Source organism: Burkholderia sp. Z1, assembly GCF_014893795.1.
Classification (GTDB): domain Bacteria; phylum Pseudomonadota; class Gammaproteobacteria; order Burkholderiales; family Burkholderiaceae; genus Burkholderia; species Burkholderia theae.
On record NZ_JACFYL010000001.1, the window covers coordinates 1,333,228 to 1,354,169 of the forward strand.

General features: G+C 61.4%; 26 protein-coding genes. 25 read left to right on the forward strand and 1 reads right to left on the reverse strand.

Going from position 1 to position 20,942, the window contains the following annotated elements; all coding sequences use genetic code 11:
• Nucleotides 1-165 precede the first annotated feature (165 nt).
• The 7 genes from H3H55_RS06205 to H3H55_RS06235 all read left to right on the forward strand — a co-directional run bounded on the left by H3H55_RS06205 (nucleotide 166) and on the right by H3H55_RS06235 (nucleotide 4,799).
• Nucleotides 166-489 carry a hypothetical protein gene (locus H3H55_RS06205; RefSeq protein WP_193097997.1) on the forward strand — a complete coding sequence of 108 codons (324 nt, stop codon included), beginning with the start codon at nucleotides 166-168 and terminating at the stop codon, nucleotides 487-489.
• On the forward strand, nucleotides 486-1,319 hold the full coding sequence (locus H3H55_RS06210) for a helix-turn-helix domain-containing protein (protein ID WP_193097998.1): 834 nt from the start codon (nucleotides 486-488) through the stop codon (nucleotides 1,317-1,319). The genes H3H55_RS06205 and H3H55_RS06210 overlap by 4 nt, the downstream gene beginning before the upstream one ends.
• Nucleotides 1,320-1,375: 56 nt before the next feature.
• Nucleotides 1,376-3,103, forward strand: a complete 1,728-nt coding sequence (locus tag H3H55_RS06215) for a toprim domain-containing protein (protein WP_226799955.1) — start codon at nucleotides 1,376-1,378, stop codon at nucleotides 3,101-3,103.
• On the forward strand, nucleotides 3,100-3,453 hold the full coding sequence (locus tag H3H55_RS06220) for a MarR family winged helix-turn-helix transcriptional regulator (protein ID WP_193098000.1): 354 nt from the start codon (nucleotides 3,100-3,102) through the stop codon (nucleotides 3,451-3,453). The genes H3H55_RS06215 and H3H55_RS06220 overlap by 4 nt, the downstream gene beginning before the upstream one ends.
• Entirely contained in the window at nucleotides 3,450-3,803 is a 354-nt protein-coding gene (locus H3H55_RS06225; RefSeq protein WP_193098001.1) for a hypothetical protein, read from the forward strand. The genes H3H55_RS06220 and H3H55_RS06225 overlap by 4 nt, the downstream gene beginning before the upstream one ends.
• A gap of 436 nt (nucleotides 3,804-4,239) precedes the next feature.
• On the forward strand, nucleotides 4,240-4,620 hold the full coding sequence (locus tag H3H55_RS06230; RefSeq protein ID WP_193098002.1) for a hypothetical protein: 381 nt from the start codon (nucleotides 4,240-4,242) through the stop codon (nucleotides 4,618-4,620).
• Nucleotides 4,617-4,799: a beta-lactoglobulin I gene (locus H3H55_RS06235; RefSeq protein WP_193098003.1), complete on the forward strand. Its 183-nt coding sequence runs from the start codon at nucleotides 4,617-4,619 to the stop codon at nucleotides 4,797-4,799. Before H3H55_RS06230 ends, H3H55_RS06235 begins: the two co-directional genes overlap by 4 nt.
• Nucleotides 4,800-4,830: 31 nt before the next feature.
• Here H3H55_RS06235 and H3H55_RS06240 read toward each other — a convergent pair whose 3' ends face one another.
• Nucleotides 4,831-5,103, reverse strand: a complete 273-nt coding sequence (locus tag H3H55_RS06240; protein WP_193098004.1) for a hypothetical protein — start codon at nucleotides 5,101-5,103, stop codon at nucleotides 4,831-4,833.
• Between the two features lie 560 nt (nucleotides 5,104-5,663).
• Between H3H55_RS06240 and H3H55_RS06245 the strand changes: the two genes are divergently transcribed.
• The 18 genes from H3H55_RS06245 to H3H55_RS06330 all read left to right on the forward strand — a co-directional run bounded on the left by H3H55_RS06245 (nucleotide 5,664) and on the right by H3H55_RS06330 (nucleotide 20,939).
• Nucleotides 5,664-6,440 (forward strand): hypothetical protein, encoded by a 777-nt coding sequence (locus tag H3H55_RS06245; RefSeq protein ID WP_193098005.1) that lies wholly within the window; start codon nucleotides 5,664-5,666, stop codon nucleotides 6,438-6,440.
• Nucleotides 6,437-8,440: a hypothetical protein gene (locus H3H55_RS06250; protein ID WP_193098006.1), complete on the forward strand. Its 2,004-nt coding sequence runs from the start codon at nucleotides 6,437-6,439 to the stop codon at nucleotides 8,438-8,440. Before H3H55_RS06245 ends, H3H55_RS06250 begins: the two co-directional genes overlap by 4 nt.
• Before the next feature lie 2 nt (nucleotides 8,441-8,442).
• Nucleotides 8,443-8,604, forward strand: coding sequence for a hypothetical protein (locus H3H55_RS06255; protein ID WP_193098007.1), 162 nt, complete (start codon nucleotides 8,443-8,445; stop codon nucleotides 8,602-8,604).
• A gap of 2 nt (nucleotides 8,605-8,606) precedes the next feature.
• Nucleotides 8,607-8,780, forward strand: a complete 174-nt coding sequence (locus H3H55_RS06260) for a hypothetical protein (RefSeq protein WP_193098008.1) — start codon at nucleotides 8,607-8,609, stop codon at nucleotides 8,778-8,780.
• A gap of 7 nt (nucleotides 8,781-8,787) precedes the next feature.
• Nucleotides 8,788-10,971, forward strand: coding sequence for a hypothetical protein (locus tag H3H55_RS06265; RefSeq protein ID WP_193098009.1), 2,184 nt, complete (start codon nucleotides 8,788-8,790; stop codon nucleotides 10,969-10,971).
• Complete coding sequence (locus H3H55_RS06270) at nucleotides 10,968-11,312, forward strand: M48 family metalloprotease (protein WP_193098010.1); 345 nt, start codon at nucleotides 10,968-10,970, stop codon at nucleotides 11,310-11,312. Before H3H55_RS06265 ends, H3H55_RS06270 begins: the two co-directional genes overlap by 4 nt.
• Nucleotides 11,305-11,556: a hypothetical protein gene (locus H3H55_RS06275; protein ID WP_193098011.1), complete on the forward strand. Its 252-nt coding sequence runs from the start codon at nucleotides 11,305-11,307 to the stop codon at nucleotides 11,554-11,556. Before H3H55_RS06270 ends, H3H55_RS06275 begins: the two co-directional genes overlap by 8 nt.
• Nucleotides 11,553-13,643 (forward strand): hypothetical protein, encoded by a 2,091-nt coding sequence (locus H3H55_RS06280; protein ID WP_193098012.1) that lies wholly within the window; start codon nucleotides 11,553-11,555, stop codon nucleotides 13,641-13,643. Before H3H55_RS06275 ends, H3H55_RS06280 begins: the two co-directional genes overlap by 4 nt.
• Before the next feature lie 77 nt (nucleotides 13,644-13,720).
• The gene (locus H3H55_RS06285; protein ID WP_193098013.1) at nucleotides 13,721-14,239 is read left to right on the forward strand and encodes a hypothetical protein; all 519 of its coding nucleotides are present in this window, start codon (nucleotides 13,721-13,723) and stop codon (nucleotides 14,237-14,239) included.
• A gap of 8 nt (nucleotides 14,240-14,247) precedes the next feature.
• Nucleotides 14,248-15,000, forward strand: coding sequence for a hypothetical protein (locus tag H3H55_RS06290; RefSeq protein WP_193098014.1), 753 nt, complete (start codon nucleotides 14,248-14,250; stop codon nucleotides 14,998-15,000).
• A 16-nt stretch (nucleotides 15,001-15,016) separates the two neighbouring features.
• Nucleotides 15,017-16,432, forward strand: a complete 1,416-nt coding sequence (locus H3H55_RS06295) for a N4-gp56 family major capsid protein (RefSeq protein ID WP_193098015.1) — start codon at nucleotides 15,017-15,019, stop codon at nucleotides 16,430-16,432.
• A gap of 10 nt (nucleotides 16,433-16,442) precedes the next feature.
• Nucleotides 16,443-16,982, forward strand: coding sequence for a hypothetical protein (locus H3H55_RS06300; RefSeq protein ID WP_193098016.1), 540 nt, complete (start codon nucleotides 16,443-16,445; stop codon nucleotides 16,980-16,982).
• Nucleotides 16,983-17,005: 23 nt separating this feature from the next.
• Entirely contained in the window at nucleotides 17,006-17,431 is a 426-nt protein-coding gene (locus H3H55_RS06305; protein ID WP_193098017.1) for a hypothetical protein, read from the forward strand.
• A 2-nt stretch (nucleotides 17,432-17,433) separates the two neighbouring features.
• Nucleotides 17,434-18,138 (forward strand): hypothetical protein, encoded by a 705-nt coding sequence (locus H3H55_RS06310; protein WP_193098018.1) that lies wholly within the window; start codon nucleotides 17,434-17,436, stop codon nucleotides 18,136-18,138.
• A 4-nt stretch (nucleotides 18,139-18,142) separates the two neighbouring features.
• On the forward strand, nucleotides 18,143-19,762 hold the full coding sequence (locus H3H55_RS06315) for a hypothetical protein (RefSeq protein WP_193098019.1): 1,620 nt from the start codon (nucleotides 18,143-18,145) through the stop codon (nucleotides 19,760-19,762).
• Nucleotides 19,763-19,765: 3 nt separating this feature from the next.
• Nucleotides 19,766-20,392 (forward strand): hypothetical protein, encoded by a 627-nt coding sequence (locus H3H55_RS06320; RefSeq protein ID WP_193098020.1) that lies wholly within the window; start codon nucleotides 19,766-19,768, stop codon nucleotides 20,390-20,392.
• The gene (locus H3H55_RS06325) at nucleotides 20,389-20,739 is read left to right on the forward strand and encodes a hypothetical protein (RefSeq protein WP_193098021.1); all 351 of its coding nucleotides are present in this window, start codon (nucleotides 20,389-20,391) and stop codon (nucleotides 20,737-20,739) included. Before H3H55_RS06320 ends, H3H55_RS06325 begins: the two co-directional genes overlap by 4 nt.
• Before the next feature lie 11 nt (nucleotides 20,740-20,750).
• Nucleotides 20,751-20,939: a hypothetical protein gene (locus H3H55_RS06330; protein WP_193098022.1), complete on the forward strand. Its 189-nt coding sequence runs from the start codon at nucleotides 20,751-20,753 to the stop codon at nucleotides 20,937-20,939.
• Nucleotides 20,940-20,942: the final 3 nt, after the last annotated feature.

Consider the following 20,942-nt stretch of genomic DNA (forward strand, 5'->3'; position numbering starts at 1 on the left):
CAATCGATGGAGTAAGAGGGAAGCCCCGTTTTCGGGGAGAGTTGAGGTAAGCCGAACCCTCCGGCAAACCGAACCGGCTTGGCCGCCGGCAGCTTTCCCCAAAGGCGGGGCTTTTGTTTTGTCTAATTCGTACTGCTTAGTAAGTCTTGGGCAAGGATGGTGAGAATGAATCGCGTCGATCTTGATGTCGTTGTTAGTAATCCCCCCTGTCAGGGTTTTCGAACTATTTGGCGGCTCCGGTGGTTTGTTCAACCCGATCTAAATCAGTGGTCGATCGACCAAGCGGAAGTATCACCCGTAACCGGTCAAGCCCGCGCTGACTATGAGCGTGAGCTGCGCATCAGCGCGCTCGGCAACCTCATGGAGTCGCCTGCTGCTACGCCACTCTGGCGACGCGTGTGCAAACACGCGATGTACAGCGAGATTCGTGCGCGCAGCACCGACCAGCGACTCGTTATGGAACTGGCGATCCAGGAGTCCATGCGATGAGCTTCCAGGCCATGACTTGGGCCGTCGAGCAGGACTTGCCGGCATTGCAGAAGCTCGTTTTGCTGATGCTGGCGAATTGCTGCAACACGCATACGGGACGTTGCGATCCATCACACGACACCCTCGCCAAGGAGTGCGGCATGAGCCGGGATTCGGTGCGTCGTGCGATCGCCGAGATCGAAAAGAAAGGCTTGATCGAGATCCGACGCCAGACCCAGAACGGAGTCAATCTGCCGAATCAGTACGTTCTTAGGGTGGGGGCATCCGTGGGGGGAGTAGGTGCTGATAGCACCGACGGATATATGCACACAGCACCTAAGGTAGGTGCTGACAGCACCGGGGGTGGGTGCTCACAGCAGGGAGGGGTAGGTGCTGACAGCACCACAAAACAGGAAGTTAAACCAGGAAGTAAACCTACTCGTTCGTGCGATTCGAAATTCGATGATGTGTGGCGGCAGTATCCGAAACGTGAAGGCTCGAATTCGAAGCAGGCTGCGCAGCGGGCGTGGAACGCTCGGATTCGTGAAGGCATCGATCCGGACGTGCTGGTCGCAGCGGTGGTCGCCTACGGTGCGGCGATGAAGGCTACAAGGAACATCGGTACGCCGTACGTCAAGCAGGCGTCCACGTTCTTCGGTCGTGACCGGCACTTCGAGGAATTCGCGAAGCCGCGTGCGGCTGACGGCGATCTCTTTGCTGCTGGCGAACAGGCAGTTCCGTGGTGGAAGGCGGCGGGGTTCACGTACCAGTGGCAAGCCACAAACGCAGGTTGTAGCGAGCGCTCGGCGCACCTCTGGGCAAACGGTGTCCGGACGGAGGTGCCGGCATGAACGCACGAGAACTCGCCGAACTGCTGGCGGAAAACGCACAGGCGATCGCGGAGCACTTGCTGCCGAACGGTCGCAAGTCGGGCAAGGAATGGAAATCAGGCAGCACGGCGGGCGAGAAAGGACAAAGCCTGTCGGTGTGTCTCGGCGGCGCCAAGCGGGGCGTATGGAAGGATTTCGCGAGCGGCGAGGCGGGCGATCTGCTCGATCTCTGGTGCGCGTGCCGATCGCTGTCGGTGGCCGACGCAATGCGCGAGGCAAAGCAGTTCCTCGGAGTCCGCGACGACATGCCGAAGCGCCAGGCGCCGACGTACCAGCGTCCGGGCCGGCCGAAAGCGACGCGGCCGACGAGCTTGCTGGACGAATGGTTCGGTGGCCGCGCTATTACGCCCGAAACCGTGAAGGCGTTCCAGATCGCCGAGCAGACCAACGGGCCGAAGACGCACATCGTGTTCCCGTACCTCCGCGGTGGCGAGCTGATCAACGCCAAGTACCGGAACATCGCGGACAAGAAGGACATGCGGCAGGAGGCCGGTGCTGAACCGTGCCTGTTCGGCTGGAACCTGATCGACCCGGCCCAGCGCATTGTCGCGATCGCCGAGGGCGAGATCGACGCCATGACGCTGCACCAGGTCGGAATTCCGGCGCTGTCCGTGAACGCCGGCGCCGGCAACCACCAGTGGATCGACAGCGACTGGGAGCGCCTTGAGCGGTTCAGCGAGATCCTGCTCTGCTACGACAACGACGAAGCCGGTCGGAAGGGCGCGCGTGAGGTTGCGAGCCGCCTTGGTATCGAGCGGTGCCATGTCGTGTTCTTCGGTGAGTCGAAGGACGCCAACGAGTACCTGATGTCAGGCGCGACGCCAGATGATTTTCGCCGCTGCTGCGACCAGGCATCGGGCTTCGACCCGGACGAGCTCAAGTCGATCGAACGCTTCTGGTCGAACGTCAAATCGATGTTCTACCCGGCGCACGAGGACTCGAATTTCCCGTACCTGTCGTTCTGCGGCCGCAACGAATTGTGGTTCGAGTTCCGCCCGGGCGAGGTGACGGTCTGGACGGGCATCAACGGGCACGGCAAGTCGCTGCTGCTTGGTCAGGTGCTCATCGGTCTGATGTGCCAGGGCGAGCGCGCGTGCGTGTTCTCAGGCGAGATGCGGCCGGAGATGCAGGGCAAGCGGCTCGCGAAGCAGCTGGGTGGCCTTGATCGGCCGGCGCCGGAGTATCTCGACCACATGGGAGCGTGGCTGCGCGATCGGATGTGGGTGTTCGATCTCGTCGGGGTTGCGGCGATTGAGCGCCTGGTGACGGTGTTCACGTACGGCTTCAAGCGATACGGGATCCGCCACTTCGTGATCGACAGCCTGATGATGACAGACGTCCCGGAAGACGGCCACGGCGCGATGACTGCGCAGAAGGAGGCGATGCGCCTGCTCGCCAACTTCGCACGCCAGTACAACGTCCACGTGCACCTCGTCGCTCACCCGCGCAAGGGCCAGGACGAAAAGCGTAGCCCGGGAAAGATGGACGTCGGCGGCAGCGGGAAGATCACGGATGCCGCGGACAACGTGTTTTCGGTCTGGTCGGCGCAGAAGGATCAGGACGACGAAAGCGTTGACGAACCGGATGCGTTCCTGACACTCCTGAAGGCTCGCAACGGCGAGACGCAGCGCCGATCGCTTGCGCTGTTCTACAACCGCGATTGCATGCAGTTCGGTCCGAGCGAGAGTCGTCGGCCGTTTGTGTATCTCCCTTATAGCCGGGTTGGACAGGAGGCCGAGGCATGAAGCAGATCGAGCGGAACGGATCGCCGCAGCGGCAGATCTGCATGCTCCTCGCGAGCCGTGGCGCCATGACGATCAACGAGATTGCAGAAACGCGTGGCATTCATCCGCGGTCGACGGCTCGCCAGCTCGATGCATTGACCGATGCCGGATTTGTTTCCGCGTCAGGCACTCCGAAGCGCTATACGCGCACCGCAAAGCCAATTCCTGCCGTTGTTCCGCTCACGCCCAAGGCTGCACGTATCGCGGAGCGTCGGCGGCGCGATGAGGAGCGGGTTGCAGTGCCATTTCATGTTCCGGAACCGACGGAACTCGACCGAGTGATGTTGTCCTGGGTTGGAGTGAACGCGTGATCTCGTTACGCAATCTGTCCAATCCGGATCTTGTCGGGCATCGCATCTGCGATCTGCTCGACCAACAGGGGATGCTTACCCAGGCGAGTCTCGGTTTGCAGATCGGCGTGCCCCGCGGAACGATCTCAAAATACCTTACGGCGCTGACCGACGAAGGCTATACATACATCGTCAACACCATCTCTTATGCCAAGCCGAGCGGCTCGAAGGGGATTAGGCGTGGCGTGATCTACCTCTACGCCAGAACCGACAAGTCGCTCCCGGACGAGAACATTACCGGGGATCAATTGAGCGCCGTCGAACTGCACCAAATCATGTGCGGAATCGTCCAGCGCGGGAAACAGCTTTAACGTGGTCGCGTCTCCTTCACTACGGTGATTCGCCCGGCATGTCCGGGCGTTCTTTTCTGGAATGCGCCTCGAATCCTCTATCTGCCCGCAATGCAAACGCCTATGGCGACTGGACATCGTCGCCATGGTTCGTGAAGCAAGGGGAAGTAGATGGGTGTGTCGCGTCTGCCAGATTGCCAACGAAGCAGATGCCGCAAATAGGCAGCGCGGGATAGAAGAAACGCCAGACGGGGGCCCATTAGCCCAGGCCCGAACAACTGGTGTCGCGCCAGCTCGATAAACGTGGACGAATGGCGGAGAAGCACCGCCACGACCGACCGGAATGGCTGAACGCACAAAGGCGCAGCAGGTCGACGAATCCGGATATACCCGCCGCGACCTAGCAACGCTTCTTAAAAAAAGCGGGTGGGAGGTTGCGCCCTCTGAAGGAGGTCCAATGTCTAAGCGAAAGGCACCGCAGATCTACACCGTCCCGCTGTTTGGCGGCGAAGTGGTCGTCTGCAAATCCCGAGCGGAATGGGCATACGCAATGCGGCACTACGGCCAGGACGACGACTCCGAACGGTTCGGCGGAGGTCGTGCGATGAGCCTGGTCGATACGGCAACCCGGCAGCGCTCATACATCGTGGGCGTATTCGACGGCTCCATCGGCACGCTATCGCACGAGCTCGCCCACGCCTGCTTCTACATCCTCGATAGCGCCGGCGTGAAGGTCGAGGACGGAGGCACGAACGAGACGTTCTGCTACATGCTCGGCCATCTCATGTTCACGGCGCTCCCGGACTTCGGCGCGCCGACTCACGCGGAACAGTCATGATCACCTACGCCATCATCTCGCCGGATCGCGACGCTCCCTGGGGCTACTACGCGACCGACAAGCTGCCTACTCTCGAGGAACTTGCCGATCACATGGCGCAGGCCGGCGGCTACGAGAATCGCGACGTGTGGATTGCCGCGAACAGTGTCGGCCTGCTGGGATTTGCGCCGGTGCATTGAAGACGTCAGTCATTCGCGATGTCGGCACTCGTCAGATCTCCACTCCCATCTTTCTTGCGAGGTGCAGGTACACATCCACTTTCGCTTGCTCGGCCTCTCTATTCCGCGATTCGCGGGAATACATAGGGATCGTGCTCATATCGATCTTGTCTTCCCTCTCAGCTTGCAGCTTGGCTTCGTTGTATTCCCGATGGAACAGCGTTCTCAGCTTCTGCTCGATTCCGGGATTCTCCTTTCCAAGAACCAGAATCGCCGATTGCAACGCCTCGACCTGGGCTTTCAGCTTCTCGTACTCTGCGCTCATTACTTCAGGCTCCGTATGTGTAGGGGGCGATCGGCTGATCGCTACCCATGACGGTAACAGGTTTAGGACCTCAGAAATCTGACGGTGCGTAACTCGGACAGTCCCTCGCGTGCGCGCACGTACGCGCGTGGAAAGGCTCAGTGCGGGATGAGAGAAGAGGGGAAAGGTGGCGCAAGAAAGTGTCCCGCGTGCCTCAAAAATACCGTTTCCGGCCTCGCCTCCATCCATTCGATTGCCTTTCGGATATATTCAAAAGCTTTCATTGTGCGACGCATTTGCCGTGATCGCCTCATAGCTCGGCCGGAGAAACGTCGTAAGTAATTGATTTTATTGTGTTGGTGCACTGCATCTATATTTGACATAATGGGTGCTATCAGTCGAAACAGGGCATTATCAGGCCGTAATGATATCGATTCTCATCTGAGTCTTACGAAATCCTAACTCTGGGACCGCCCAGGGCCCCACGGACGGGGGTGACGAAATTTCGCAGACCCTCTCTCCAATCCGCACGAGGGAAAAACATTGATGATCGCCTCTGACCAAGAATTCGGAGGTGGGAGATGGGAAACGGATACATCAAGGCTGCGACCACTGATCCGATTGCCATCGGGTTCCCGTTTGGCGCTACTCTCGGCCGCGTAGCCGGCCATACTCGCGTCGCTGCGTATGGGTTCAACGGTGCTCCGGCGGCCGGCGCCGATGTGTGGGTTGGGCAGGGTGCGTACCCGTTCCAGTCCACTGCGCAGGCGTTGGAGATTGTGTCGAGCTCAGCCAGTGATACGTCGGCGGGTACCGGCGCGCGCACGATAGCCGTGCAGGGGCTGGACGCAAATTTCAATGCGATCCAGGAAACAGTGACGTTGAACGGTACTTCGGCGGTCGCCCTTGCGAACAGCTACTTGCGCGTGAACAACGTACAGGTTGCATCGGCCGGAAGCGGCAATGCGAATGCCGGCACATTGACATTGCGTCTGGCCGGCGCCGGCGCATCGCAGGCCGTGATGTCAGCCGGTGTCGGATACGCCAAGCAGGCGATCTACACGGTTCCAACGGGATTCATGCTCCTGCTTACCGATCTGTTCTTCGCGGTGGGGGGCGTGGCGACGACGGTCAATGTGACCTTTAGCTTCACGCGCATCAGCTCGTCCGGCCTGATCACGACGACGAACGAGTACCCGACGATCCCCTTCACGCCAACGCAGCGACAAGTTGCGGCCGGCACGCTCGTGGCGTCCCAAACCACGCTGACGACGAGGATCACCGGCGTCACCAGCACACCACCGTCCGCGTATGCCGGCTTCGAAGGCATCCTCGTGGCGAACCAGTACCTGCAATGAGCCTGAACAATGCAGCGCTGCTAACGGCGATCTCGGACGATCGAGCGCTGGGCTCGGCAATGCTGTTCCCGCATCGTCACCCGCAGGCGTCGCCGGCATTTCACGTCGAGGTCATGGACCTTTGGCGATGTGCCGACGAGTGGGTGCTGATCGAGGCATTCCGGGAGGGCGCGAAATCGACGCTGTCGGAAGAGCATCTGCTGATCGAGGCGTGCTTCGGCAACTTCGGGTACTGCCTGATCATCGGCGAGACGTACACGAAGGCCTGCCAGCGGCTCGAGGCGATCAAGTTTGAGGCAACCCGCAACACGAAGCTGCAAGGCCTCTTCGGCCGGCTGAAGGAGTCGGGGCGCGTCTGGAACGAGCACCAGATGGAGCTTTCGAACGGGGTGCTGCTTGAGGCTCACGGCTGGGAGGAGGAATTCCGTGGTTTCAAATGGCGCGACCTCCGTCCGGACCGAGCGTATCTCGACGACATCGAGAACAAGGAGCGAGTCAAGGACAAAGCGGCGGTCGACGCGTCGCTGAGGAAGCTCTACCTCGAATTGATCCCGGCGATGGATAAGGTCAAGGGCAAGATCCGCGTCACTGGCACGCCGCTGGCCGAGGACTGCATGATCACTCGGCTTCGCGAGAACCAGGACTGGACGAGCCGGCGGTATCCGATCTGCAACGGCGACATCGACGACCCGGCTACGGAAGCGATGTGGCCGGAGCGCTATCCGATGGATTGGGTCCGCCGGAAGCGGGATGAGATGGAGCGAGCAGGGCAACTCCGGGGCTTCATGCAGGAGTACATGCTCATGGCGATCGGCTCGCAGGACAAGCCGTTTGAGAGTGAGCATATTCGGGAGTGCGCGGTCGACCCGGCGCCATGGCTGCCGAAGGTCGTGATTATCGACCCAGCACGAACCACGGACGTTAAGAAGAGCGACCGGACCGGGCGAGTGGTGGTGAGCCGCCTGGGCACGAAGATCTACGTCCACGCGAGCTCGGGCGAGTTCTGGAAGCCCGACGAGGTGATCGACGATGCGTTCAAGACGTCCGCAAGGTATGGCGACGCGGCCGTCGCGATCGAGAAGAACTCGCTCGACGAATGGCTGCTGCAGCCGATGCGCGCGGAGATGCTTCGCCGCGGCGTGACCCTGGCGCTTCGCCCGCTCACTGCCCCCCAGGATCGGGACAAGGTGCAGTTCATCATGGGCATGCAGCCCTTCTTTGAGGCCGGCGACATCGTGCTGGTCGGAGGTCAGGGTGCTCACCCGAAGCTCGTCGCAGAGATTCTGAACTTCCCCAGCGGCAAGCGAGACATCCTGAACGCGCTCGCGTACTTCCAGCGGGTTTTCTCGGGCTCGCCGGTGTACGAAGACTTTGGGCAGTGGAACCTCGTCGCCGAGTACGAGCCGAGTCAGCAGCATCCGCTCGCGCTCGCGTTCAACGCCAACGGTTCCGAGACTACCGCGGCGTTGATCTGCATCGAGGGGCAACGTATCGTGGTCGTCGCGGACTGGATCTCACCGGTGCCACCGAAAGAGGCGGTGCCCGACATTGCACAACTCGTTCGCGCTGCGTTCCCGCGCGCACGCGTGACGGCATGGTTGCCGGCTGACGTGCTCGACCAGGCCGATCGCATGCCGATCGTGCCGGCGCTGCGCGCCGCGGGCCTGTATCCGATGCGTGGCGCGTACGTCAACGTCGCGCGCGGCGCGCTGTCGCCGCTAATCCGCACCGAGGCCAAGGCGCGCCGGCTGTTTCAGGTCGACACGGGTGGCGCGACGCACACGCTGAACGCGCTGGCCGGGGGCTACAACTATCCGGTCGATCGCGCGGGAAACCGGAATACCCTCCCTGAGACTAGTCCGCACCGTACCCTCGTTGAGGGTCTCGAGGCGGCCGTGTACGTGATCTGCTCGCAGCATGCGGACGTCCTGCCGGAAGGCGTGAACATGGGCGTCAACCCGCAGGGTGTGAGCTACCTGACCACCTTGCCGCGGAGATGACCATGGCAGTCGATCGAAAAATCACCCCCAAGGCGCCGTCGCAGAGTCCGACCGCGTTCTACCAGGGCAAGCAGCAGGGTGGCGCGTATGGCAAGGCCGAGAAGGTCGGCGAGCGCCAGAAGGGCGGCCCGATGCGCGAAAAGATGTCGAAGCCGGGTCTGTGATCGTGAAGAAGCCCCGCGAGTACCAAGGCACGCGCTTCGAGTCGCGCGACGTGCGCGAGTTCTTCGGCAAGACGTCGAAGAAACCGAACGTCGACGATCGCCCGAAGCGCACACCGCACGATCGCGGCACCGGCTCTTCGCTTCGCAAGAAGCTCGAGGGCAAGGTAATCGGCTGACCCTTCCATGGCGCGCCCGAAGAAAGAGAAAAAGCAGGACGATAAGCCCGCGGTCGAAACTCTGGACGCGCGGGCTTTAGACGCCGAGAAGACGGGCGAAGAGATCGAGAACTGGGCCGACCAGCCCGACTCCGACGCCTACACGGACGCCGCGAAGCTGTACCTGAAGATCGCGAAGTGCTTCCAGAACAAGCAGGAGCAGATGGACCGGTGCGAGGAGTACTGGTCGATCTACAACGCCCAGCCGGACGAAAACCAGCAGTACTCCGGCAACTCTCAATGCTACATCCCCGCCGTGCGCAACGCGGTCAACGCGCGCATGAAGCGCACGCTGGCGCAACTCTTCCCCGTCAACCACAAGCACGTCGGCGCGACCGGCCCGGACGGAAATATTCCGTTCGCGCAGATCAGCCTGCTCGAGCATTACATTCGCTCAGCCGGCATCAAGGACGCGGTGCGCGCCGACCTGATCGCGGGCGACGTGACAGGGCAGTGGAACCTGTACATCGACTGGTCCAGGACGCAGCGCCGGATCACTGAGCTGATCAAGAAGCCACCGATCCTCGAAGACCATGAGCTGGGCGGCGAGGTGCACGACGTTGCCGCGCCGGACGAGGACTGGGACTGGGAAAAGGAATTGAAGGAGGTTACGACCGAGGGTCCGGACGTCGTTCCGTTCGCCACCGAGGACCTGGCCGTCTATCCGCCGACCTGCAACGATATCGAGAAGGCGACCGCCACCGCAGTCCGGCTGCGCCTGACGATCGACGCTGTCCAGCAGTTTGTCGACGAGGGTGTTTTCGTCGGACACGATGCGAAGGAACTGATCGACAACCTCGCGAAGCCAGACGGGGGCCTGGAGAAGTACGTGCCGCCGAAGAAACGCACCGGTGACGCTGGCATCCGCACCGAGGGCACTTTCAAGTACGCGCTGATCTACGAGGTCCATACGAATCTGGATCTCGGCAACGGCAAGGAACCGTGCTTCGTGTACTTCGCCGGACAGGACGTGATTCTCGGGATCATCCGTAATCCGTTCTGGTCGGGTAAGCGGCCGATCATCTCGGCACCGATCGAGCGCATCACGGGCTCGTTCTTCGGGATTTCGAAGATCGAGCCGGTCAAGTTCCTGCAGTGGAACCTGAACGATTTCTGGAACATGGGACAAGACTCGGCGCAGTACAGTCTGCTGCCGATCACGATGGTCGACCCACTGTCGAGCCCGAATTACCAGTCGATGGTGGTCGGGCTCGCCGCGGTATGGCTGACCGACCCGAGCAAGACGAAGTTCGCGAACTTCCCGGCCATCTACAAGGACGCGATCCCGCTCTGCGAGAACCTGAAGCAGCAGATCAACGAGTCAATGGACGTCAACGACGCCATGCTCGGGAAGGCGCCTGTCGGGCGCAAGAATCAAGCGCAGATGGCAGCGCTGATGCAGTCTCAGGAATCGAACATCATCGACAACGCGAAGCGATATGAGGAAGTCATTCTCAACCCGCTGCTCGAATGGATGTTCGAACTCGATCGGCAGTTCCGCACGGAAGAACTGACGGTCGAGGTGCTCGGCGAGGTCGGCGCGCGCGCGAACCTGCAGGTGATCCCGCCGCAGGCGTTCGGTGAACGCTACTTCTTTCGCTGGTGCGGCACGTCCTACCAGCAGAACCTGCAGCGCATGCAACAGATGATCGCGTGGATGAACGTCCTGCGCGGTATCCCGCCGCAGCAACTTGACGGCCGGCGCTTGAACATCGGTCCGATCCTCGAATACGGCACCGAGCAGATCTTCGGGCCCGAGGTCGCGCCGCGCATCCTGATCGACGAGCGGAACATGTTCCATCTCGATCCCGAGGACGAGAACCTGATGATGCACAACGGCCTGGCGGCCGAAGTACATCCGGCGGACGACGATCGCGCGCACCTCGCCGCACACCTGCGCGCCGCCCAGCTCACGGGCGACCAGGCAGGCCTGTTCCGCGCGCACATCCAGCAACATCAGCAGGCCATGCAGGCGAAGATGCAACAGAGCATGCAGCCACCGCAAGGACAGCCAGGCGTGCCCGGCGGCGCGGGACCTGGTGTCGCAGGCTCGCCGCGTCCTGGTGCGCAGCCGGGGCAGCCGCGACCGCAAGGACCGGCCGGCATGATTCATCAGGATCAGCTGGCGTCCCCGATGACGGGGCCGCGATGAAACACTTCGTGGCACGGTGCACACCGTGGGGAACCATTCAGGTCGGCATTCGCTTCCACGCGCTGAGCGCGCTGGAAAAGCAGGCGGTGATTGCGCACGAAGAAGCACATCTCGCACATCGCGATCCGTGGCGGCGTCTGTGGTGGCTCCTGTCCTTGCAGTTGCTGTTCCGCCCGGATTGGGTCTTCGCACGCGTCCGTGAACAGGAATTCGCTGCCGATCGGGCCGTGAAGGAGCGAGGGCTCGGGAGCGCGATGGTTTCGTTCCTGCGTCGGCACCCGCAGCCCGCAAGTGCGCTGCACCCCAGTTCACAGGAAAGGCTGGAGGCGCTCCATGTCTGACACTTTCCGCATCGTTCCGCCTATGGTGCGCGCCGAGGGGAAGGACGTCCCGCCCGAGCAAATCCAGGCGGCATTGAATGCTCTGGCCAACCAATGCACTGCCGCCTTCAACATTCTCGGCAATGGCTCAGGAGCGGCATTCGCCGCGATCATGCTCGCCTGGTTCAACAGTCTGCCTACGTCGCCCGGTGCGGTTGGAACCCTCTGGAACGACGGTGGGACGCTCGCACAAGTACAGCCATGAAGAAACTATTCGCTCTCGTTCTCCTGTGCCTGTCGTTCAGTGCTCTCGGCCAGAACTATCCGGTTCCGACATACGGATCCACGACCATTACCGGAACGAACAGCACGGCACCGGCTGTCACGAGCAGCAATCTGAAGTCATGGATGTCGAACGGCCCCGTTATCTCGTTCGTCGATTCCGCGCGCAGTACCGATAACCACGAAGCCTTCCTGTCGTGGGGCGCAGCAACGCTGGGCCTCGGCTTCAGCAACGACACCTACACCTCGTGGGCCAACGCCCTGACAATCGGAGGCGGGTACGCAGCTGGCATTACCGGAATTACGTCGAACAGCGGTTCCGGATCGTGGGCCCACACGGGACCGTTCAGCGTATCAGGCGCGCTCTCTGCCAATAGCATCAGCTCAACGACGCCAATTCCCATTGCGTCGGGCGGAACGAATGCAGCCACCTCGACATCAGCAACGACAAACCTGCAGTATTTGCAAGGCGCCACGGGTAGCGTCGCCCGTTCTCTGACGAGCAAGTTCCAGGACACCATCAGCGTCTTCGACTTCATGTCGGTGGCGCAAATCATGGACGCGGTGACTGGCGCCGCAACGATCTCGCAGTCCGCATCTATCCAGGCGTGCATCAACTTCGTTTCGACGCAATGGCGGGGCGGCACCTGTTACGCCCCGCCCGGTCAGTATCTGATCACTTCAACGCTGACTGAAACCGCCTCGGGCGTACGTCTGCAAGGGGCCGGCGTCTCCTCGACGGTCTTCGTCACGACGACAAATACCACGTTTCTGAACATCGGCACCAATCCGATCACAGGACTCGTAGGCAACGATGTGGTCGACATCGGCTTCTACCACACGAACGCGGTCGCCAAGACGGTGCCCGCAGTCATCCTACTGTCGCCGATCCAGTCGACGATCCGCGCGTCCTTCACGAATGGCGCATACGGCCTTGTGATGTACGGTGGTCAAGGCGTGAAGCTCGACCGGATCATTGCGCCGGGCAACTACAATCCCGGCTCGAATCCAGTGTTGAATTCGGCGCAGGGCATCACGTTGTATGCGGCGTCAACCGCACCTGGCTACACGCTCGGCACCGGCGCAGTGGATCTGCCGACGGAAGTGGAGTTCGCCAGCCCGTACATCAATGGCCCGCTGATTCAAGGTTGGCAGCTGGGCGTGGCGATCTATGCGGGTGAGCACATCACATTCACCGGCGACTACTACATCGGACAGAGCGTTCTAGATAACGTCCATATCGAACAGGACACCAACAACAAACTGATTCTGGAGACGACACTCGGTCCGGGCGGCTACATCGATGGCGCGGGCCGCGCGGGAGTTTGGATTGGCGGCCCGAACGGTAACGGCTCGCAATACATCGGACAGGTGTCGGTGCTGGGTATCGTGAAGGGGCAGTCGGGTACCGGGCTAGACGGTATCTATCAGGACGGCACGAACCGCGGCGGATCCTTCCCGCAGGCTGCCGTGAATTCGGTGTTTGCGCCCACGGAAGTGAGCGGCTGGAACCGCCACGGCATGAATATCCAAGGCGGCTCGAACATCAACATCCCCGCGCCGAACGTGTTCGGCAACAGCTTCACGACGGTCAACAACGGCGACGGCATTCTCATCGGCCCGAATGTAACCGGCGCGCGCGTCACGGGCGGCCGCGTGGGCGGGAGCACCTACGGGACGGGGACCGGAAATCAAGCGTACGGCGTATTCGTCAATACGTCGTCGCAGAACGTTACCGTCACGAGCACCGATCTAAACGGCAACCAGATCTCGACGAACGGCGTCACGAATGCGGGAACCAGCAATAACCGCATCATCGATTGCCCGGGCTTTAACGGAAATCGTCCTGCCACGATCCCGTCGATGCCTGCTTCGACGGTAAATTTCACGAATCCGTACGGCTCTCGTTCGCAAGTTCTAATCTATGGCGGGACAGTGACATCGATCAATCTGAACGGTCAGCAGGTATTCAGCACGTCATCTGGAGTGCCACCTATTTCTGTGGGGGCAGGAGATGTTCTGAATCTCACGTATTCATCTGCGCCGTCCTGGATCTGGTGGCCTCAATAAGCCATACATTTAATTGTTCGCAGCCGGAATGCGGGAAACCGATATACAAATTGCGCATCCCTGATCAGGAGATCATCGTGCGCAAAACCCTTCTGGCCCGTCTGGTCGGCCTCGTCTTCCCGGCGATCGGTGCCGGCAACCCGCCGAACATTCCGGACAACGGCGCGATGCCCGATCAGATCGGCCTGGCTAATGCAGTTCTCGGCATGAACCCGTTCCAGGAAACGGGCTACAACGCTGCAGCCAATACGTCCGGTTTCACGCTCGGCGCCGCGCAGATCGCCGGTGCCGCGCAGAACTTCCTGAACCTGACCGGCACGCTGGGCGCCGGTGCGAACGCACAGCTCCCCACGGTCACCGCGCTGCTTGCGCAACTGCCGACCGTAGTGCAGAACGCGCCGATCGGCCTCAGCTTCCAGCTGCGCGTGATCAACAGCTCGAGCGGCGCGTTCGCCTGGACTGTGACGACGAACACGGGCTGGACGCTCGGCGGCACGATGACGATCGCCCAGAACACCTGGCGCGATTTCATTGTCACGATCACCAGCGCGACGACCGCAACGCTTCAAGCGGTCGGTACGGGCACGCAATCTTAAGGGCGGCCATGAGCAAGCTTCTGCAGCGACTTCTCGGTTTCCTGTTCCCCGGCGTCGACGACGCAGATCCCTCTGGCGACCCGGGCGGTTCCGGTAGCGATCCGGCGGGAGATCCGGGAGACCCTGGCGCGGACCACTCTGGCTCCGATCCTGTTGTCGAAGACGATTTCGACTTCGATTTCGTCGAACCGGCGACACCCGCTCGGCGCTCGATTTCCGATGCTGATCGGCTTGCGGCGCTGGAAGCGGAAGTCGAACGCCGCGGGCGTTTGGCCGATACGAGCCGTGGGCAGCCGACGATGGCGCCCGTCGATTCCGAATTCCAGCGCGAAGAAGAACGCCTGCGTGCCACCGACGTGACGGACATCGAGCGGTGGCAGATCCAGTCGAATCGAACGTTGCGCCAGAGCCAACAGGCGGCGCAAACGGCGCTATTTCAAGCACAGGATCTTCGCGATCAGACGCTGTTCGAATCGAAGATCGCCAGCGATCCGCATCGCGCGCGTTATCGCGATCGCGTCGAGCAGGCGATTCAGGAAGAACGCCGCGCCGGCCGCAATGCTTCGCGCGAAGCCGTGTACTACTACATGCTCGGCAAGGACATCGCGGACGGCAAGCTGAAGCCGAAAGCGAAGGCAAAAACGCCCGCAGCGGACGTTCCGCGCGGCAAATCGCCGGGCGTGCGCTCGACGGTGCCGAATGCACGCGGGCAAACCGAGCACCAGAAGCGCGCCGCGCGTCTGGCGGACGTGAACATCTGACCAGCACGAGGACACCATGCTGACGAAAATTCTGGCCCTCTTGACGGGCCTGCTGTTTCCCGGGGTGACGAACCAGTCGTCGAGTTTTACGGCTGACGTCGAAGCGTACATCCAGGAAGAAGTGGAGCCGCTCGCGCGTCGCCAACTGGTTGCGTACCAGTTCGGCAAGCCGCTCAAGCTCGACACGAACCGCGGCACCACATACACAGCGTCGCGCTATCAGCGCCTGCCGCTGCCGTATGCACCGCTGCAGGAAGGCGTCGCGCCCCCGGGCGAAGCGATGACGCTGCAACAGGTCAGCGCGACCGCGCAGCAATGGGGCGACCGCGTCATCATTACCGACGTCGCGAACCTGACGATCAAGCATCCGCTGTTCCAGCAAGCCTGCGAACTGGTCGCGCTGCAGATGCCTGAAACGCTCGAGCGCAACACGCTGAACACGCTGCTGTCTGCGCCGCAGGTGAATTATGCTGGAGGTGCGGCGAACCGCGCCGCGTTGACGGCATCGAATGTGATGTCGCCGCACGAGTCGAACCGCCTGTTCGCTTCGATGGCCGCCTATGGCGTGCCGCGCTTCAACGGCGACGAGCGCGAAGACATGATGATCGAGGCGGGATCGTATCGCGATCCGTCGCAGACGCCGCGCGTCAAGCAGCACTACGTTGCGCTGATCAGCCCGTTCTCGGCGCAGGACATGCGCGAGAACCCGTCGGTGCAGCAGGCTTGGGCGTACAGCGACGTCAACCGGCTCTACAACAACGAGCTCGGTGACTTCGGCGGGATCCGTTTCGTCGAAACGAACATGATGCCGTACTGGACGGGCGCAGCCGCGATTACGGGCACGGCGTCGACGTCCGGCGGTCAACTCGCGACCGGCACGTACTACATCCAGGTCACCGCCGCACCGGCGCTGACGTCGGTCGAGCAGACGATCTACCAGGTCTCCGGCTCGATCAGCGTGACCGGCCCGACTGGCTCGATCAGCGTCACGCTGCCGTCGTTCCCGAACTACGTGTTCAATGTGTACATCGGGACGACGACCTCGCCGACGAACCTCGCCACGGCAATCGGCAACGGCGTGCCCGTGACGGGCGTGTTGGCTGGTCAGGCGACGCAACTGCAGCCGAACCAGACGGTCACGCTGACCGGCATCGGCGTTACGCAGACGCCGCCGGCCGCTCCGGCCACCGGCGTGTCGGTATTCCCGTTGCTCTTCATCGGCAACCACAGCTACGGCCAAGTGCTGCTCGAGAACCCCGAGTTCCATTACCTGACTGGCGCCGATAAGTCGGATCCGCTCAACCAAACCCGGGTCGTGTCGTGGAAGGTGTTCTACGGCTCGATTCTGCTCAATACGGCCTTCCTGGCTCGCGTCGAATGCGGTTCCGCATTCTCGCCGGGCTATCAGGGCGGCACCGTGACCACCCCGTAAGGAGTAACTGATGCCCGCACGTAACTCGCAGGAGCCGGGTAAGCCGGCTCCCGAGTCGGCAGACGCCGACGAACTGATCGGCGGTACCGGACCGGTATCGATAGCTGCAGCCGAAGCGCCGCTCGACGAAAGCCGCGACGCACTGCTCGAACGGATCAAGGCGCTCGAGGAGGAAAACGCCAAGCTCGGCGCGGCGAAGGACATTGCCGAGGAAGAATCGGCGCGCCTTTCCGCACAGGCGCAATCGGCACTACTGACGTCTGGTGTTGTCGAGCGGTTCGCGGGCAGCGCGGAAGATGGCACGGATCTTTGGTGGTATCGGATCGATCTCGCGCCGTGCGGCGGAGAGCATCTCAAGATCAACGGCGCGCCATATCTGCACGGGCATACGTACAAGTTCGACACGGACACGCTGCGCTCGGTGAAAGAGATGGTCGCGCGCACCTGGGTGCACGAGAACGACATCAACGGGCACGCATTCAACCCGTACAAGCGGGCGCAAAACAAGGTGCTCGGCGGCGGCCCCGTGCCGGCCTGGGCACGATCGTAATTCCCCACCCCGAAAGGAAGACCATGTCGCAAGCCTCTCAGGAAGTTACGGCTGCAACGGTGATCGGAAACTTCACGATTACCCTCCCGGCGCCGAACCAGGCGCAGCTCTCGGCCAGCGGCTATCTGGTCGAAGGCGAATCCAAGGATTCCCTCGACAGCCGGATGGACCTGGTGCGCGAAGCGCTCCAGCGCCAGCAGCGCATGCTCGAGATCCCGGTCCTCGAAGCCCACATTGAGCAATGGGAAAAGGCGCGTGATGACGTCGCGCACGCGTACGCAGATCTGCTCGAGCGCCACAACGCGAAGGCGACCGGCAAGACCGGTTCGAAGGCATTGTCGAGTCAGGAACAGGCGAACCTGAAGAACGCGCCGAACCAGCTGAAAGGCATCGAGGCCGAGCTCGTGAAGGCGCGCCAGAAAATCGCGGACGCGCGTGCGGGTGCCTGATCATGGCCTACCTCCAGGCCCAGCAGATCGTCGCGCGCGCTTGTGCAATCGCGAAGGCGCCTGGCTGGCTTTCGCAAGGCGGCGTCTACCTGAACATGGTCCTGGAGGACCTTTGGCTGCATCGTGACCTCAAGATCAATCGGGTCGTGGAATTCGTGACCGTGCAGGCCAACAACTACGGCCCGTTTACGCTGCCGCTCAACTATCTACGCACGTACGATCTGTTCTTCCAGCAGAACAACCTGCCGTATTTTCTGCACCCGATTTCGCCCGAAGAGTGGGACCAGGAATTCAAGGACCCGTCGATCGCGAACTACCCGTACGAATTCATGACCCTGCTGTACGACGAAACAACGGCACAGGCGAACAGCTCGGCGGGGCAGCTCTTCATCTATCCGCAATCGTCGGGGCAGATTGTCCTGACGCATCGATACATGGTGAAACAGCCGGACATCGTCACGCCCGAAACGTCGACGACGATCCCGTGGTTCCCGGATCAGAACTACCTGATCAAGGCCACCGCCGCGGAGTTGATGGGCGAGACGGACGACGTTCGGCAGGAATCGTTCCGCGCACAATGCGAGGCGATGCTGCGCACGCACCTGATCATGGAAGGCGACGAGCAGGCCGTCGTCAAGTCGGTGCGGCTCGATCCGCGGCGCTTCCACACGAACCGCACGCTGAAGCCGACGAAGATCACGGATTAGGGCCATGGCGATCCGCAATGCGAAGCCGGTCCGCTTCACGCCGAAAGGGCTATGTGACGCGTTTGACGCGACAGACGCCTTTCCCGGTGCCTGCCAGCTCCTGAGCAACCTGATTTTTGACCAGGGCAATCCGGAAATCGTCGTTGCGCGCCCCGGAGTGGGTGCTGCTGTTTCCACCTTCAGCGGATTCACGACGCCGACCTTCGTTTCCGTGCACATCGTCATTGGCACCGTTGCATACGGCATGGTGTCCACCGCACGCAATCCGGGATTCGACGAGCCATTCGCCTATAACCTGCTGACGAACACATTCATCACGATCAGCGGGGTGACTTCATCAAATGTGCCGTCGTCGCCGCTGACCAGTGGGGCATGGACGCCTCCAGTAATGGCCGTCGTAGGCACGAAGATCCTCGTTACGCATCCGGGGTTCACTGGGGCGGGGTCGAACTTCTTCGGCGTGGTCGACATTTCGAATCCCGCCGCGCCGGCGTGGTCGTCTGCGAATCTGGCGACGAATCCGCTCACGGGCGTGCCGACATCGGTCGCGAACTTCAACAACCGCGCGTATTTCGCTGTCGGCAATGTCCTGAATTTCAGCGACCCGCTCGTGCCGACGACGCGAACGAATGCTTCGCAAGCGGTCACGATCGGCGACACCACGCCGATCACTGCGCAGTCCGGCTTGCCGATTCAAACGACGTCGGGCGGTGTAATCGGTGCGTTGGTCGTGTTCAAGGCAAGCCAGGTATGGCAGGTCACGGGCGACCCCACGACGGCCAATCTAGCGCTGAACTACATTTCGTTGACGACCGGATGCGTATCGCCTCGTAGTGTGGTGCAGGGTCCGTTCGGGATCTTCTTCGCCGGGGTCGACGCGCCGTACATCCTGAATTTTCTGGGTACGCTGGTACCACTGTCGAGTCGGCCGGGCACGGACTATCCGGCAGACCTTCAGGTACCGTTCCAGAACACCACCCAGCCATCGCGCATCAGCGCTGCGTTCGCCGGGAATGTCTACCGCGTGTGCGTGCCGACGCTGATCCAGGGGCAGGGCCAGACGAACGACTACTGGTACGACATTCGTCGAAAGCGTTGGACTGGGCCCCATTCGTTCACTTACGACTGCGCGTCGCAGTATGGCGAATCATTCGTGATTTCCGGTGTAGATCACGGCGCCGCGCTGTTCGTCAGCCCAACAATTCCATCGGGGAATTCGACCTACCTGGATGCTGGCGCGTCGTTTCTATGCCATCTGCGTTCGTCGGATTTTCCGAAAACCGGGCACATGCAACAGATTCAAGTCGTCGAATCGACGATTGAACTCGGCACGAGCGGCGTTTCGGCATTTTTCAATCTCACCGCACTGGGCGATCAGAACAACACGCTTGGGAGCGCTTACGTCGTAACCCCGCCATCTGGAACCGTGTGGGGCGCGTTTCTATGGGGACAAGCGAACTGGTCTTCGGATACGAGCATCCCGCACGTCTGGACCATTCCTTGGCCAGCCGCGCTCGTGTTCCAGAAGATGTCGATCGACGTCTCAGCTACGCCGGTCAACGGAATCCAGATCGGTACGTTCTTCGCCCGATACCAAGACGCTGGCTATACCAATCAGGGGTAAGACATGGCAATTATCGGAACGCTACCCGTCAGCCTGCAGAACGGGACCAACGCAGACGCGTCGCAGGTGATGAGCGACCTGAACTTCATCGTCAATCAGGTCAACGCGAATGCCAATCCCTCAGGCACGCTTACGGCGCCGTCCGGAACCAGCATGGCATTTCAGCAGGCAACCGCCCCCGCGGGATGGGTTGCGCAGACTGGCGCGGCGTATCTGGATGCGTTTTTGCGATGCATTACCCCGTCTGGATTTGCAAATACCAGTGGGACCAATCCGTCAACCACTCTGATTGTCGGACCGATTTCGGGTAACGGCCACGCTCTGACGGTCGCAGAAATGCCGAGTCACAACCACGTCGACGCAGGCCATGTACACGGGGTCAACGACCCTTCACACACACACGCCCCGGGCACCGGGAGTAGTTTCTATACGAACGCAGGGGGACCCGGCAATTACGGGGGCGGCCCGACTCAGTTCAATTTGGCGAGCACCACTGCGGCGTCCACGACCGGCATCTCGATTCAAACTGGTGCTGCCAATATCCAGAACACGGGCAGCGGAAATGCCCACAGCCACACGATGACCGCGAACTGCAAATTCGTCGATCAGATTATCGCGGTGAAGTCATGAGGAAAAAGGAGCCGCTTTGCCCGTTGCTGAAGAAAGTGTGCTTGGGCGATGGGTGCATGTTCTGGGTGCATATGCTCGGGAATAACCCGCAGACCGGGCACGACGTCGATCAATGGGACTGCTCGTTCCGATGGGTGCCGATGTTGATCGTCGAGAGCGCGCGCCAGACGCGCGGCGCGCAGGCCGCAGTCGAATCCATGCGTAACGAAGTGATCGATCGGCAAGACCGGCTGAACAGCCTGATTGCGCAGGCCAGCCGGCGTGCGACGCAGATTCACGACGTTGAAACGGACTCGGCGGGGCAGCTACCCGACAGCCGGGAAACAAAACCACAATCGGGAAACTAATCGGGGAAATCATGGGTAATCGGACACTCACCGAAGACGATGTCAAGGCGATCGCTGAGCAGATCGAAAGCGGAATCACCCAGCGGTTTCAGCTCAATGTCGGTCGCGGAATCCTTGGTCTGGCGTGGCGGGTTTTCATGTACGCCCTCGTCGCGGTCGCCGCGTATGGAATGGGCGGCGGGTTCAAGAAGTTCTTCTAGGAG